Source organism: Acinetobacter proteolyticus (assembly GCF_000367945.1).
In the GTDB taxonomy this organism is placed as follows: Bacteria; Pseudomonadota; Gammaproteobacteria; order Pseudomonadales; family Moraxellaceae; genus Acinetobacter; species Acinetobacter proteolyticus.
The window spans coordinates 2,983,004-2,997,655 of the sequence record NZ_KB849179.1; the positions used below are offsets into that span (position 1 = coordinate 2,983,004).

Below are 14,652 nucleotides of genomic sequence, written 5' to 3' on the forward strand. Positions count from 1 at the left end.
GATTGCGTTATGAAATTATAAATCCGACGCTGTTTTTTTGGCTAATTTTTGTTGAGCAAGCAAATTTCGGAACAATTGCCAATCAAAGTGTTCACCGGGATCGGTTTTACGTTTTGGGGCAATGTCGGAATGACCTGCAATATGGTTTTGAATCTTTGGATAAGCCTGTTGCAAGGTACTGACCACTTCAACTAAAGCCTGATATTGTTCAGGCTCAAAAGATAAATCATCACTCCCTTCCAGCTCAATCCCAATCGAATAATCATTACATTCTTTTTGTGCAAGATAACTGGAACGACCAGCATGCCACGAACGATCATTAAAATTCACAAACTGAATCACTTCGCCTGTGCGTAAAATTAACAGATGTGCAGACACCTGCATTCCTTCAATGGTTTGGAAATAAGGATGTACAGACCAATCCAGTTGATTCTGAAAGAATTGCTGAATATAGCCGCCGCCAAACTGTGAAGGCGGCAAACTGATATTGTGAATAACGATCAATTGGATCTCGGTATCGGCAGGGCGCGCATTAAAATTTGGCGATACAATTTGGCTTGCACCCTCTAAGATTCCATCTTGTACTTGAGCAAATCTAGCGTGTTGCATGAGGACTCGAATCAGCAATTTAATATTTATCTAGCCCATTTTGACATGCTTTATCACGAATAATCGAGATGAAATACTTATTTTTTATGGGGAGGGTGTTAATATATGACACACGTTTTTTAGTCAAACATACACTGGAACTGGTATGAGTATTCCTCAATCTTTGCTTGAACAATCTATTCAAATCAATATTCAACAAGCATTACAGGAAGATATTGGGGATGGCGATATCACCGCCCTGCTCACACCAGCCGATGAACAAGCCACAGCGACCATTATTAGTCGTGAAGAGATGGTATTGGCGGGTCAACCTTGGGTTAATGCCTTAATCCAAGCCTACGACAGCTCCGTTCAAGTGACTTGGTTAAAACAGGAAGGTGATGTTGTTGCAGCAAATGAAACCTTTTTAAAACTGGCGGGTTCAGCGCGTAGTTTGCTCACTGTAGAACGTCCTGCTTTAAACTTTATTCAAACGCTGTCTGCGGTTGCGACGAAAACAGCCAGCTATGTTCACCAACTGGAAGGTTTGCATACCAAATTGCTTGATACTCGCAAGACCTTGCCAGGCCTGCGCATTGCACAAAAATATGCTGTTGCGATTGGCGGTGGACAAAATCACCGTTTAGGTTTGTTTGATGCCTTTTTAATTAAAGAAAATCACATCATGGCCGCAGGTGGCATTGCACAAGCGATTCGCAAAGCACATGAGATTGCACCCGGTAAACCGGTCGAAGTAGAAGTCGAAACTTGGGATGAACTCAATCAAGCGCTTGAAGCCAGCGCTGATATTGTGATGCTGGATAATTTTAGCCAACAGCAGATGATTGATGCGGTCAAGCATGTTGCGGGTCGTTGTAAATTAGAAGCTTCTGGCAACATCACCATCGACAATTTACGCGAAGTGGCAACGACTGGCGTGGACTACATTTCAATGGGCGTATTGACCAAAGACGTACGTGCAGTTGATTTATCCATGCGTTTTAATGCTTAAGCCTGATCAAGGTCTTTTTCTTGCTTCACTGGCTTTTGTTCTACTAAAACCTCTGTTTTAGCAAATTGCGTCGTTTCAACTCGCTCACTCCACGCTGATTTGGCTTCGGTCGAATCAGTTGGACGAGGGTCAGCCGCCATGAGTACAAAAGTCACTGCGGTGAGTAAAACCAGAAATACTTGTAACATTGTTATCCCCTAAAAATACTTCATTTCAATTTGTGTTCAATCTATCAAAGCAACATGAGTCAAATCAGTGGGCTGTGTTACAGGCATGTAAACTCTCAGTAATGTTGTGTTGACGATGATGGCTTTATGTCTACTTTCATTTCGCTCTGTGTAAGCTTAAAATGCTAAGCAGCTCAATTTATTAAAATAATAAGTATGGACACCGTATTCGAAGCCGTATTTCATGTGCTGTTTAAGCTGTTCCGTTTTCTATTCGTTGACCTGATCTTTGAGATTATTTTTGAAGGCTTGATCCGCAGCATCGGTTATGCGGTGGTTCGCTGTTATCGTCTGAGGCAACGGGTGGATTTTGATAGTACCGAAGTATTTGTCGTCGGTTTTATCACGCTGCTCATATTGATATTTCTATGTATCTACTGGTTTGTACTAAGATAATTTTCAACCTATAAAAAGCAGCCTAAGATTTACTTAAACTGCCTTAGTCTCACATCAAACAACCTTAATTTACTGAAAAGCCCATATACGGATCAGAAATCGAGTCTTCATGGGTTTCAATACGTCCAGCAAAGCGACGGCTATAGCTTAGATCATTTTCAATCGTGACGGTAAAATCGTACCAACCCCCAAACTCAGTCATATCCCAACTCAGTTCTTGTTCAGTCGCGGCCGTTTCAATTTGCCAAGTCTTGTTCGGTAAGTAGGCATTGGCTTTGACCAGCAGTTTTACAGGCTGGGCTGCATCATTCCGTACTTTTAAAAACAGTTTAGGGTCACACTCTTCCATACAAACGCGAATTTCAGGGAGTGCCTGAATTTGAGCCGTCTGCGTCAGATTACCCTTAAAGCTACGGTGAAAACCATTTGGCCCCAACACCCATAAATCATATTGATTGTCCTTAGTCTGCCAAACATCATCCAGTTGCTTGCCCGCTTCCACCATATAACGGCGTGGAACGGCATCCAGATTCAATTTGTCATAGACATGGAAGACGGCCGCATGTGTGCCCGTATTTGAGAACATCAATTTCACGGTTTTAGCCACAGCATCGACTTTGGCACTGCTATGCAGTACATAAGGCAGTGCACGCGATGGACGAATCCCCATCTCCTGAACTGGATCGGTCTGACTGAGCGGACGGCTGACCTGAGATAAACGTTCCTGTGCTTTACGAATCGCATCGGCCTCAGCTTTGCTCTTCTTACCAGATAGGTCTGGTACAGGCAGTAAATTAGGCGTTTTAAAGTTAAATGCCGAAGTTAAATCTCCACAGACGGCACGACGATAAGGACTGATATTCGGCTCTTTCACATCAAAACATTGTTCCAAGAATCGAATCACCGAGGAGTGATCAAACACTTGCGAATTGACCCAACCACCCCGACTCCACGGAGAAATGATATACATCGGCACACGAATCCCCGGTCCATAGACCCCAACGCCATTACTCACTTTAGGATCGGTAAAATTCGGTTGTCCATTCGAAGCCTTAGCATGTGTCGCATATTCATAGGACATCTGTTCTTTACTGAGCGTCGATTTGCCATAGACCGTGCCTGATGCATCCATTGAAGGGGCGCTTGGTGAAGGCACATGGTCAAAGAAACCATCATTTTCATCAAAGTTAATCAAGAAAACGGTCTGACTCCACAGCTCAGGACGCTCGGTGAGTGCATTCAGCACTTCTTGGATATACCATGCCCCTTGCACTGGGCTTGATGGCCCTGGATGTTCACTATAGGTTGCAGGTGCCACCAACCAACTCACTTGCGGTAATTGTCCCTTGGCAATGTCTTCTTTAAATGTCCCTAAGAAACCGCCATCGGGCATGGTATTGGCAATGCCTTTATACAAAGGTTGACTGGCATCAATTGCTGGATCATAGGCAGGGCAAATGCTGCTGTTATTGACCGGTTTGCCTGATAATTCATTGGCACGGCGATACTGTTTAAACCCAGCTAAAGGGTTATCTGTAAAGTTGTCAGGCATGTTTTGATACACTTTCCAGCTGACCCCTGCTTGTTGCAAACGCTCAGGATAAGTGGTCCAGTCATAACCTGTGGTCGATGGGCCAATCGCATCCAGATCATTCACCACACTGGCAACATTGGCACCTGTTGGACCATTGGTTCCCGTCCAGATAAACATACGGTTAGAGTTGGTGCCCGTATGCATGGCGCAGTGGTAAGCATCACACAGCGTAAAGGCATTGGCTAAGGCAAACTGAAATTCGACTTCTTGTTGCTTATAATAGCCCATCGATTGCGGTTGTTTGTATTGGACCCAACTGCCCATACGACCATGATCCCAAGCATATTGGCCATCGGTCCATGAGTGCGGTGTACCGCTGACACGCTGAGCATTGCCACGGCTGCTGTCTAAGTGATATGGATAGACGGTATTCTTATTGGCGTCATACTGCGCCCAGACTTTACGACCTTCACTCAACGGGATGGTAAAACGATCGCCAAAACCACGCACCCCTTTCAAGGTCCCAAAATAATTATCAAAAGATCGGTTTTCTTGAGTCAAGATCACCACATGTTTAACGTCTTTGATGGTGCCTGTCTCGACTTTGGCATCAATCGCAAGGGCTTTTTGAATACTCATCGGGAAGCTGGTCAAGGCAGCCGTACCAAACAAAGCTTTGGTTGAATTTAATAAAAAGTCACGACGATTCATTTATCGATTTCCTTATTGTTCTTATTTAGGGTGCACAATGCATTTTGCAGCTTGGCGTTGGCGGCTGCGGATTTGACGTTGAGTTATTATTGTCGTCACCGTCGTTACAGGCACTGAGTAATACACAGCTCCCAGCAAGTAACGCTAAAAAGAAATTTCGCATTTGACTATCCATTCAATATCAGTGCAGATAGTCAATACAATCTAAATGACAGTTCGATGATGATTTGATCGCAATTCGATGACAAAAAATAGATAAAAAAAAGGCGGTCTAAAAAAACCAGACCGCCCGCACTATCAACTGGAACTTACCAACCGAGTGCCTGCTGTTGCTTCTGAATCAATTCCGCGATTCCTTTTTCTGCAAGCTCTAACATGGCATTGCACTGCTGGCGCGTAAACGGTTTGTCTTCTGCCGTTCCTTGAATTTCAATAAATTCGCCAGCCTGTGTCATCACCACATTTAGATCGGTTTGGCAATTTGAATCTTCTTCGTAGCATAGATCGAGTAGCACTTCGTCTTTATACATCCCGACTGAAATTGCTGCGACTAAACTCTTTAATGGATCCTGTTTAATTTTTTTGTTGCTGAGCAATACATTCATGGCATCAACCAAAGCCACGGCTGCGCCAGTAATGGCTGCAGTACGTGTGCCACCATCCGCTTGGATCACATCACAGTCGATGGTAATGGTGTTCTCACCCAACTTCTTCAAATCCACCATGGCACGTAAGCTACGACCAATCAGACGTTGAATTTCTTGGGTGCGACCGGTTTGCTTACCACGCGCCGCTTCACGATCGCTACGGGTATGGGTTGAACGCGGTAACATACCGTATTCCGCAGTAACCCAACCTTGACCCTGACCTTTGAGGAAACGAGGGACTGAGTTCTCAATGCTTGCGGTACACAACACCTTGGTATGACCAAACTCAACCAAAACTGAGCCTTCTGCGTAACGAGTATAGTTACGGGTAATTTTGACCTCACGTAATTGGTCTAGTGTTCTTTGGTCAATACGCATAACGATTCCTTAAAACTATGGCTCAAATATCATTGCGCCATAGTATAGCTCAATTACACGCGCTTTCAGTTTTACTTATTGGTTACAATTCACCGAATTAAGCAAACTTAAACTTTGACTTAAGGTTGCTCCACCCTTGTGCCAACTGTGCTGAGAGATCATTTGGCAATGAACATTTGGCTAAGCGTACCCATACCGTCCAGAACTGTTTCATGAAGTTAGCTTCGTTATAGTTCACCCCATATTCAGCACATAAAGCTCTGATTTGTGGTGCAACTTGCTCATAACGATTGGCTGGCATATCTGGGAACAAATGATGCTCGATCTGATGACTCAAGTTTCCACTCATAAAGTGCATCCATTTGCCACCCGTGAAATTACTTGAACCACGAATCTGGCGAAGGTACCACTGCGCCTTGGTTTCGTTCTCGGTATTATCTGCTTCAAAGGTTTCAGCATCTTCAGTAAAGTGACCATTAAAAATCACTGCAGATGACCATAAATTACGTATGATATTGGCTACAGCATTGCCTGCTAATACCGGAATAAAGTTAATGGTCGCAATCGCTGGGAAGAACACGTAGTCTTTCAACACTTGGCGTTTGGCTTTTTTACGGAACTCGGCCGCATCTGCCCAGACCTGTTTCCAAGTTTTGGTTTTATAGACCAATGCATCTTCTAAATGCAGGTTTTGCACACCGACATACCACTGGAAAAAGAACATCAGCTGTAAGGCCAATGGAATATTGGCTAAATGACGTACTTCCCACTTCTGATCTTCTGTCACACGTAAAATGCCATAACCGACATCATGATCTTTACCGACAATATTGGTATAGGTATGGTGCATGTAGTTATGCGTGTAGCGCCAGTCATTGCCTGAACAGGTGTTATCCCAGTCGTAATCTTCGCCACGCAAGCTTGGGTCATTCAACCAGTCAAACTGACCGTGCATCACATTATGGCCTAACTCCATATTCTCGACGATTTTAGAGACACCCAGCATCGCGGTTCCCAACAACCATACGGGTGGAATCCAGCCACCGAACATCAACATGCCACGCGACGCGATTTCGGTATAACGTACAAAATTACGGACTTTATAGATATATTTTGAATCCTGCTCGCCAAGATTCTGCATCACTTCTAAACGTATTTGCTCGACACGGCGACCAAACTCTTCAACTTGTTCAGGGGTTAAATGCGCTGACTTTGATACGCTTTTAAATTCTAATGCCATATTCATACTGTTCATCCTCAAATATCTTTGTTTTTATAGATCAATGGTGACTGGGCTAAGCGCCTGGCTTACACATAACTTGATCGGACGATTCGGTTGATCATCAATTTCACCCGTGATGACGTTCTGGGTAACGCCACTGACTTTGGTACAGCTACAGCGGTTACAGACACCCATGCGGCAACCATGTTGTGGGCGTAAACCTGCTTGCTCTGCACTACTCAGCAGATTGGTCGTTGCAATAAAATTCTGCTGCGCACGACGGAAACTAATCGGTTGAGCCTCACTTGAATGCTCGATTTGTATAGGTTGGAAAAATTCTTGATGGAAATTTTCAGCTACACCCTGTTGTGTATAAATATCTTGTGCTTGGCGCATCATGCTGTGATGACCACAGGCATACGCTTTTACATCTTTAAAATTCGGGACTAACTTTTCTAACAATGCAGCATCTAAATGTTGTTTCTGTGCCGATGTATTAAAGAAGTGATAGTGCAACTGTGGATATTGCTCAGCCAAGGCCAAGATGTCCTGATGAAACACTTCAGCACGGTTAAAATACAGCACATGAATTTGCTCTAATTGCTGTTGTAATGCTTGTTGCAATAAAGAATAAATCGCAGTAATGCCTGAACCCGATGCAATCAGCACGGCGGGTTGCTGACCTTGGTGCAAGATAAAATCACCTTGTGCCTGCGAAATCTCAAAGTGATCCCCAACCCGAAGTTGCTGAGCAGCTTTAGACACTACCCCTTGGACTTTGATGCCTAGACGGATTTCACCCTGTGCAGTCACATCAATAATCGAATAACTACGTTGTTGGTACACCCCATTAATCATCAGGGTAATCAATACACTTTGACCTGCTTGAACTTGGCGAATATCAAAATTATGATTTGGCTTTAAGGTCAATAACACCATGTCCGCACTGAGTGGCTCGACGGCGGTAACTTCGCTCAAAATACGTTTCCAAGCAAAGGTTGGCTTTATCTTTTGCAAAATAAAATCAACAAAATCTTCTCGAATCCAATGTGGCTGATAACTTAACTCTGCGTTCATACGTTCCTCGTTTTGTATCTGGCTATTTATATTGAGTGAACAAATGTTCATGTAGTGAACATGTGTACACTATATTTATTTGTGTTCACTGAGTCAACACTTGTTCACTAATTTTTTGGATATTTTTTATACTTTTTGATAAGCCGTTTAAAATAAGGAAAAAATTAAAAAAAATACGCATGCCATGAGCGCATATCTAGCAGGCCCTGATCAGGGAAAGATCAAAAACATTGGCATTTAGCAATGGACAAGGACTAAAAAGTTTCTGTTTTTTTTGCTAGACTCTGTTGTACGGTTTCAATGAGTCTTATTCATGTCGATTAGAGATGAACGAAAACAACAGAGTCGGCAGGCTTTACTGGATGCGGCACTTCACCTCAGCACTGCTGGGCGCTCATTCAGTAGCATTAGTTTGCGCGAAGTTGCTCGCGAAGTGGGTTTAGTCCCAACAGCGTTTTATCGTCATTTCCAAGATATGGACGCGCTTGGGCAAGAGCTGGTTGATCAGGTCTCTTTGCATTTAAAAAGCCTGATTCACCAATTGGGACAGAGCTATTTACAACATAGTGGTTCGGCCAAAACCAGAACCAGTATTGAATTATTTGTACAGGCCGTGAATCACAGCCCACAACAATGGCAATTTATGATTGCAGAACGTTGGGGCGGTTCAGAGACGGTGCGTATTGCCATTGCCCGTGAAATTGAGTTTTTGATTGAAGATCTGGCCATCGATCTGTGCAAACTGGAAACCTTCAAACATATTAAAGAAGCCAAGGACTTACAGGTACTGTCGACCATTTTGATCAATATGTCGTTTACATGGGCCATGACCTGGATCAATCTGCCGAAGCAATTCAGCATTGATCATTTACTCGAACAACAAAACCTGTTTATTGACAATGCAGCGACGCAAGTCCGTTTACTCTTCAGTGGCATCTCCAACTGGGAACCCCAAAACGCTTGACCTGATCCAAACCAAAGTTTGATATATAAAAGCATTGCTTAGCGTTATGATGCATTAGACACTAATGCAAACGCCGTGTAGAACACTATGAGGAGCTTATAAGCATCATGAATCCTGATCGTCATACTCAGTTCTTAATTCGTAAAGAAAAAATTTTGCAGGTCGCGGAAAAGCTGTTATTAGAAAACAACCAAGAAATGACCCTAGATGAACTGGTTGCTGAACTGGATATTGCCAAGGGCACCTTATATAAACATTTCCGTAGCAAAAATGAATTGCTGCTGGAACTCATTATTCAAAATGAAAAAGAAATTTTAAAGATTTCAGACAAATACAATACCGATGTCAAAGAATATGCGCCACGCTATATGCTTTATCATTTGACCTCGCCGAGTCGTACCATTCTGCTACATCAGTTAGAAGAACATCTGACCATGACTGAGTCAAAGTTAAAGCACCTGTTTGACGAGCTATATGCCATTCGCCAACAGCGCATTGTGTCGTTGAAAGACATGACGGAAAAATATTTAAAATCACAAAATTATGATATGTCGATTCGTGATTACCTGTCTTATATCTGGTCACTGACCTACGGTGCAGCCTTATTGTTGAACTCAAGCTATTATCAGCGTTCAATCGGTTCACGTGAGAAATTGATTAATCTGTACGTCAATCAGGCCTTGTCACTGCCAACTCAGAAAGTTCAGATCGACTTAAAAGATCTGCAAATGGATCAAAACTAAATAAAAAAAAGGACTGTCACAACAGTCCTTTTTTGATTGAAGATGGGCGTAAATTATTTGGCTTTACGCTCTTTTTCCAACAAGTAATCCACCACCTGTGTTACTTTTGCATCTTCACCCTGCACCACATATTTACCATTCACCACAACCGCTGGTACACCCGTCAACTGGTACTGCTGCGCCAACTTATTCGACTCAGCAATTTTTGCCGTGATTGGGAAGGAATTAAACATGCTGTTAAATTTCTGCTCAGGTACGCCATAACGTGCAAAGAATTTTGCTTGAGAGGCTTGGTCAAAGATTTGCTGACCGCCTTCATGAATGGCATGGAACAATGGAATATGGGTTTTCTTGCGTACACCCAGTGCTTCCGAAACGTAGTAACCACGTGCACCTTGTTCCCAGACTTTATTCATCGCCGCAGGCGTACGTAAGAAATAAACGTCTTTTGGAATTTGCTTTAACCATGCTTGCATATGTGGTTCAAGCTTGAAGCAGTGCGGGCAGCCATACCAGAAGAACTCACGTACTTCGAGTTGTCCAGCAGGTGCTGAGGTTTTGCCTGGATTGGCAATCACGGTATAGTCTTTACCAGCCACAAAATCTGCTGCCATTGCATTCATTGAGAATGCCAACGCAACTGCACTTAAACCACCTAATACTAACTTTTTCATTGGCTTTGCTTTTCCTCTAAGCATTTTTCGTAAGTTTATATGCTAAATATAAAACAAACACGAGCAATTCGTTTTGCTTGTGTGAAGTTTTTTATTGGATTTATCGCTTTTTTTACCAGAATCGCTACACTACCAACAGATTAAACCGAAATAATCATCCTAATATAGAGGTGACACCATGTCGCAATTGAATGTTGACCCGCAAGAAATCGCAAAATTTGAAGCATTGGCTGCCAAATGGTGGGATCAACATTCTGAATTCCGCCCGCTGCATCAAATCAATCCCTTACGTTTAAACTGGGTGGATGAACGTGTCGGTGGCTTGGCGGGTAAAAAAGTACTTGATGTTGGTTGCGGTGGCGGTATTTTAGCTGAAAGCATGGCACGTCGTGGTGCAGATGTACTTGGCATCGATATGGGTGAAGCCCCCCTCGCTGTGGGTCGTTTGCATGCACAACAAGACAATGTGCAAAACATCGAATATCGTCAAATCCCAGTTGAGCAACTGGCACAAGAGCAAGCAGGTCAATATGATGTGGTGACTTGTATGGAAATGATGGAACACGTGCCAGATCCAGCCTCAATCGTGAAAGCCTGCCAAACGCTGGTCAAGCCAGGCGGTCATGTGTTCTTCTCGACCATTAACCGTAACCCTAAATCGTATTTATTTGCGATTATTGGCGCGGAATATGTGCTGCGTTTATTGCCTAAAGGCACGCATGATTATCATAAATTCATCCGCCCTTCTGAAATGGCGCATGATATTCGCAATGCGGGGCTTAGCCTGAAAGAAATGACGGGGTTGCATTACAACCCAATTACCAAACACTATTGGTTAGCGCCGAATGTTGATGTGAATTACATGGTGCATACCACCAATACAGGTGCTGAATGAAAGCTGTTTTATTTGACCTCGATGGTACCCTGATCGACACCGCTGCGGACTTTATTCGTATCATTCAGCAAATGTGCCGTGATGAACAACGCCCTGTGGTGGATGCCGATACTATCCGCACTCAGGTGTCGGAAGGCGCACGTGCCATGGTGAAACTGGTCTATCCAGAATTAGAGGTCACAGACCCGATATTTTTAGCGCATCGACAACGTTTTTTAGATGTGTATGGTGACAATATTGTGGTCGATACCGACCTGTTTTCAGGTATGTATCCGTTGCTTGAAGAACTTGAAGCGCACCAAATTCCGTGGGGCATTGTCACCAATAAACCTCGTGGTCTAAGTGAGTCATTATTGGCCAAACTGGGTCTGACTGAACGCTGTGCAGTCTTGGTGTGCCCAGAAGATGTCAGCAAGACCAAACCTGATCCTGAGCCAATGTATTTGGCTGCCAAACAGCTCGAGATCGATGCCCAAGATATTATCTATGTCGGTGATCACCCGCGCGATATTGACGCAGGTCGCCATGCCGATATGTATACCATCTTGGCAGCCTATGGCTATTTACCCGTAGAATCCCGCGATGATCTTGCCGCTTGGCAGGCTGATGCGATCATTCATACCATTGCTGAACTCCACCAACTGCTTAAACAGAAAATCACGGTGTTGTCAGAAAATCAGGGTATGATGGGTTAAATTTAAATTTTTGCAGATAAGAACAGGAGGCATAACAATGAAATATTCAGAATATCAACCTCGTCCAGATTTACTGAAAGATCGTATTATCCTGATCACCGGTGCGGGTGATGGTATTGGTCGCGCTGCGGCGATGAGTTATGCCCTGCACGGTGCAACGGTGGTCTTGCACGGCCGCACGTTAAATAAACTTGAAGTGATCTATGATGAAATTGAAGGCTTAGGTGCGCCACAGCCTGCGATTTTACCCTTACAGCTTTCAACAGCCTCAACCCATGATTATGAGCTGTTGGTAAGCACGCTAGAGCAACAATTCGGTCGTCTGGATGGTATCTTGCATAATGCAGGGATGCTTGGTGATCGGGTGGAACTGGCTCATTATCCTGTCGATGTTTGGGATGATGTACTGGCTGTGAATTTACGTGCCCCTTTTGCTCTGACTCAGGCTTTGTTGCCTTTGCTGGAAAAGTCTGAGCATGCTTCTGTGGTATTTACCAGTTCAAGTGTCGGTCGTGAAGCGCGTGCCTTGTGGGGTGCCTATTCAGTGTCTAAAGTGGCCACTGAAGCCATGAGCAAAATCTTTGCCGCAGAAAATACCTATCCAAATATTCGTTTTAACTGCATCAATCCAGGCGGGACCCGTACCGCCATGCGTGCCAAAGCCTATCCAGAGGAAGATCCCAAAGTACTCCCGACTCCAGATAGCATTATGCCCGCCTATCTGTATCTCATGGGCGATGACAGTTTAGATATGAATGGCCAAAGTATTGACGCTCAAGCTTAATTTCATCCTGACAATAATTCTAAATAACATTGGACACTGACGTTAAAAACTGCTTTTTTCAGAGAAATGGGTGAAAAATCTTCATTGTTTTAAAGTAATAATGAATCGATCTTCACAGTTTCTCTGCATTTTTAACGTACAGTAGTTCACATGAGAGACATCCGAAGTCCATAAGGTGCATCATGAAAAAAATTTTCATTATCTTGGTTTTAGGTTCGACAACCCTGTTCAGTAGTTTGGGGACTTTTGCAGGTCCGCATGATCGCGATGATGATTCGCGCGGTGGTGGCTGGCAAAATGGTCGTGGCTTTGATCGTCCAGATGGTGAAAATCGTCAACGTGAACGTCGCATGCGTGAAGAGCGCGGTGTTGAGCGTTTAAAACAGCATCGTTGGCAGGAAGGCTATGTGATGCCACAGCACTATCGTGGTAACGGTTATAAAGTCGACTATAAAGACAACAATCTGCCTCGCCCAGGTCGTAATGAACAGTGGTACAAGATCAACAACGACTATATTTTAGTCAATTCCGATGATAACAGCATTATTCGAATTATGGGTTTCTAAGCCCACTTTTGCTCATTTGACTGAATAAAGTTGAATGCTAGATTTAGGAATAGATTTATCTTTTGATTTTTTTCGTTAAAATCAGATCTAGTGCTGCATATCTGAGATCGACATGGCGAACCAAATGACTGAAAATTCACATAGTACCCCCCAAGATTATGTGCATTGGTTTCGCCATTCCGCCCCTTATATCAACGCGCATCGCGATAAAACCTTTGTATTGATGTTTGCCGGCGAAGCGGTTCAGCACGAAAATTTCCAACATATCATCCATGATATTGCGCTGCTACATTCTTTGGGCATCCGTCTCATCTTGGTCTATGGCGCACGTCCACAGATCAATCAAAATCTCCTAGACCGTCATATTGAAACCCCTTTTCATCAAAATCGCCGCGTCACCACCCGTGAATCCTTACGCGGTGTGATGAATGCGGTCGGCTCGATCCGCCTCGAAATTGAAGCATTGCTTTCGATGGGATTGGCCAACTCGCCGATGTATGGCGCTCGCATTGATGTTGTTTCTGGTAATTTCGTGACCGCCAAACCGTACGGGATTCGGGACGGTATTGATTTCCAGCTTACTGGAGAAGTCCGTTCAGTTGATACCGATGCGATTCAACGTCATTTAGACAATCACAATATTGTTTTGCTTGGTCCAACAGGTTATTCAACCACAGGTGAAGTGTTTAATTTACTGGCAGAAGAAGTCGCCACCAAAACTGCGACGGCGCTCAAAGCCGATAAATTGATTTTCTTGGGTGAAAAACAAGGGCTGTTGAATGAACAACAACAGTTACTGCGAGAATTAAGTCCGCGTCAGCTTGAACCCTATATTCAAAAAAATCAGCAGCAATATCCAGAATTTGCATTACACCTAAAGCAAGCACAACAAGCCTCCTTATCTGGTGTGCATCGTGTGCATTTGATTTCGTATGCCTATGACGGCGCGTTGATTGAAGAATTATTTACCCGAGATGGTGTCGGGACATTGATCACCGATGCGCACTATGAAGAAGTGCGTATTGCCAATATTCAGGATGTTGGCGGTTTAATCAATCTGCTGCGCCCATTAGAACAAGAAGGCATTCTGGTTTATCGCTCACGCGAGCGTCTTGAAAGTGAAATCGAACACTTTGCGGTGATTGAACGCGACGGCATGATTTTGGCCTGCGCCGCACTGTACCCAATTCCGGCAGGATCAGATGAAATTCGTTCTGCTGAAATTGCCTGTGTTGCAGTCGATTCAAGCTACCGTAAATCCAATCGCGGTAGCCAGATTTTGCAATTTCTGGAAAGTAAGGCCAAACAACTGGGTATTCAGCAACTGTTTGTACTCACTACCCGAACTGCACACTGGTTCCTAGAACAGGGCTTTGTCCCTGCCAGCGTGGATGATTTACCCAATGCACGTCAGGCCCTATATAACTATCAACGTAACTCTTTGGTGTTTAAAAAGAGACTGCGCTAAGCATTCAACAGGATGAAGAGATATGTTTATTTTTGATAAAGATCTCTCTTCATCATCATTATCTTTGCTTA

General features: G+C 43.8%; 16 protein-coding genes. 9 read left to right on the forward strand and 7 right to left on the reverse strand.

Annotated elements, in window-relative coordinates; translation table 11 throughout:
* Positions 1 to 15: 15 nt before the first annotated feature.
* A complete protein-coding gene (ampD, locus tag F993_RS03210; RefSeq protein WP_004656739.1) occupies positions 16 to 609 on the reverse strand; it encodes a 1,6-anhydro-N-acetylmuramyl-L-alanine amidase AmpD in 594 nt (197 codons plus the stop codon).
* Positions 610 to 754: 145 nt separating this feature from the next.
* Here ampD and nadC point away from each other — a divergent pair, with 145 nt between their 5' ends.
* Positions 755 to 1,600, forward strand: a complete 846-nt coding sequence (nadC, locus tag F993_RS03205; protein WP_004656741.1) for a carboxylating nicotinate-nucleotide diphosphorylase — start codon at positions 755 to 757, stop codon at positions 1,598 to 1,600.
* Here nadC and F993_RS03200 read toward each other — a convergent pair.
* Positions 1,597 to 1,788: an ABZJ_00068 family colistin stress protein gene (locus tag F993_RS03200; protein ID WP_004656743.1), complete on the reverse strand. Its 192-nt coding sequence runs from the start codon at positions 1,786 to 1,788 to the stop codon at positions 1,597 to 1,599. The two genes, nadC and F993_RS03200, sit on opposite strands and share 4 nt — an antisense overlap.
* A gap of 195 nt (positions 1,789 to 1,983) precedes the next feature.
* On the opposite strand from F993_RS03200, the gene F993_RS20245 reads away from it, so the two are divergent.
* A complete protein-coding gene (locus F993_RS20245) occupies positions 1,984 to 2,223 on the forward strand; it encodes a hypothetical protein (RefSeq protein WP_004656745.1) in 240 nt (79 codons plus the stop codon).
* 64 nt (positions 2,224 to 2,287) lie between these two features.
* Here F993_RS20245 and F993_RS03195 read toward each other — a convergent pair whose 3' ends face one another.
* The 4 genes from F993_RS03195 to F993_RS03180 form a co-directional block, all read right to left on the reverse strand.
* A complete protein-coding gene (locus F993_RS03195) occupies positions 2,288 to 4,468 on the reverse strand; it encodes a phosphocholine-specific phospholipase C (protein ID WP_004656746.1) in 2,181 nt (726 codons plus the stop codon).
* A gap of 308 nt (positions 4,469 to 4,776) precedes the next feature.
* Positions 4,777 to 5,493, reverse strand: coding sequence for a ribonuclease PH (gene rph, locus F993_RS03190; RefSeq protein ID WP_004656749.1), 717 nt, complete (start codon positions 5,491 to 5,493; stop codon positions 4,777 to 4,779).
* Between the two features lie 97 nt (positions 5,494 to 5,590).
* Positions 5,591 to 6,733: a fatty acid desaturase family protein gene (locus tag F993_RS03185; RefSeq protein WP_171066084.1), complete on the reverse strand. Its 1,143-nt coding sequence runs from the start codon at positions 6,731 to 6,733 to the stop codon at positions 5,591 to 5,593.
* A gap of 33 nt (positions 6,734 to 6,766) precedes the next feature.
* The gene (locus F993_RS03180) at positions 6,767 to 7,792 is read right to left on the reverse strand and encodes a flavin reductase family protein (protein WP_004656753.1); all 1,026 of its coding nucleotides are present in this window, start codon (positions 7,790 to 7,792) and stop codon (positions 6,767 to 6,769) included.
* Between the two features lie 313 nt (positions 7,793 to 8,105).
* On the opposite strand from F993_RS03180, the gene F993_RS03175 reads away from it, so the two are divergent.
* Together F993_RS03175 and F993_RS03170 are read left to right on the forward strand one after the other, a co-directional pair.
* Positions 8,106 to 8,756: a TetR family transcriptional regulator gene (locus tag F993_RS03175; protein ID WP_004656756.1), complete on the forward strand. Its 651-nt coding sequence runs from the start codon at positions 8,106 to 8,108 to the stop codon at positions 8,754 to 8,756.
* Between the two features lie 107 nt (positions 8,757 to 8,863).
* A complete protein-coding gene (locus tag F993_RS03170) occupies positions 8,864 to 9,499 on the forward strand; it encodes a TetR/AcrR family transcriptional regulator (protein ID WP_004656758.1) in 636 nt (211 codons plus the stop codon).
* Between the two features lie 53 nt (positions 9,500 to 9,552).
* On the opposite strand, the gene F993_RS03165 is transcribed toward F993_RS03170, so the two are convergent.
* On the reverse strand, positions 9,553 to 10,173 hold the full coding sequence (locus F993_RS03165) for a thiol:disulfide interchange protein DsbA/DsbL (RefSeq protein WP_004656759.1): 621 nt from the start codon (positions 10,171 to 10,173) through the stop codon (positions 9,553 to 9,555).
* Positions 10,174 to 10,351: 178 nt separating this feature from the next.
* Here F993_RS03165 and ubiG point away from each other — a divergent pair, with 178 nt between their 5' ends.
* The 5 genes from ubiG (at position 10,352) to argA (ending at position 14,581) form a co-directional block, all read left to right on the forward strand.
* Positions 10,352 to 11,068 carry a bifunctional 2-polyprenyl-6-hydroxyphenol methylase/3-demethylubiquinol 3-O-methyltransferase UbiG gene (gene ubiG, locus F993_RS03160; protein ID WP_004656762.1) on the forward strand — a complete coding sequence of 239 codons (717 nt, stop codon included), beginning with the start codon at positions 10,352 to 10,354 and terminating at the stop codon, positions 11,066 to 11,068.
* Positions 11,065 to 11,763: an HAD family hydrolase gene (locus F993_RS03155; protein ID WP_004656763.1), complete on the forward strand. Its 699-nt coding sequence runs from the start codon at positions 11,065 to 11,067 to the stop codon at positions 11,761 to 11,763. Before ubiG ends, F993_RS03155 begins: the two co-directional genes overlap by 4 nt.
* Before the next feature lie 37 nt (positions 11,764 to 11,800).
* Complete coding sequence (locus tag F993_RS03150) at positions 11,801 to 12,547, forward strand: YciK family oxidoreductase (RefSeq protein ID WP_004656765.1); 747 nt, start codon at positions 11,801 to 11,803, stop codon at positions 12,545 to 12,547.
* Between the two features lie 182 nt (positions 12,548 to 12,729).
* Positions 12,730 to 13,113, forward strand: a complete 384-nt coding sequence (locus F993_RS03145) for an RcnB family protein (RefSeq protein WP_004656767.1) — start codon at positions 12,730 to 12,732, stop codon at positions 13,111 to 13,113.
* A gap of 112 nt (positions 13,114 to 13,225) precedes the next feature.
* Positions 13,226 to 14,581: an amino-acid N-acetyltransferase gene (gene argA / locus F993_RS03140; RefSeq protein WP_004656769.1), complete on the forward strand. Its 1,356-nt coding sequence runs from the start codon at positions 13,226 to 13,228 to the stop codon at positions 14,579 to 14,581.
* The last annotated feature ends 71 nt before the right edge of the window (positions 14,582 to 14,652 follow it).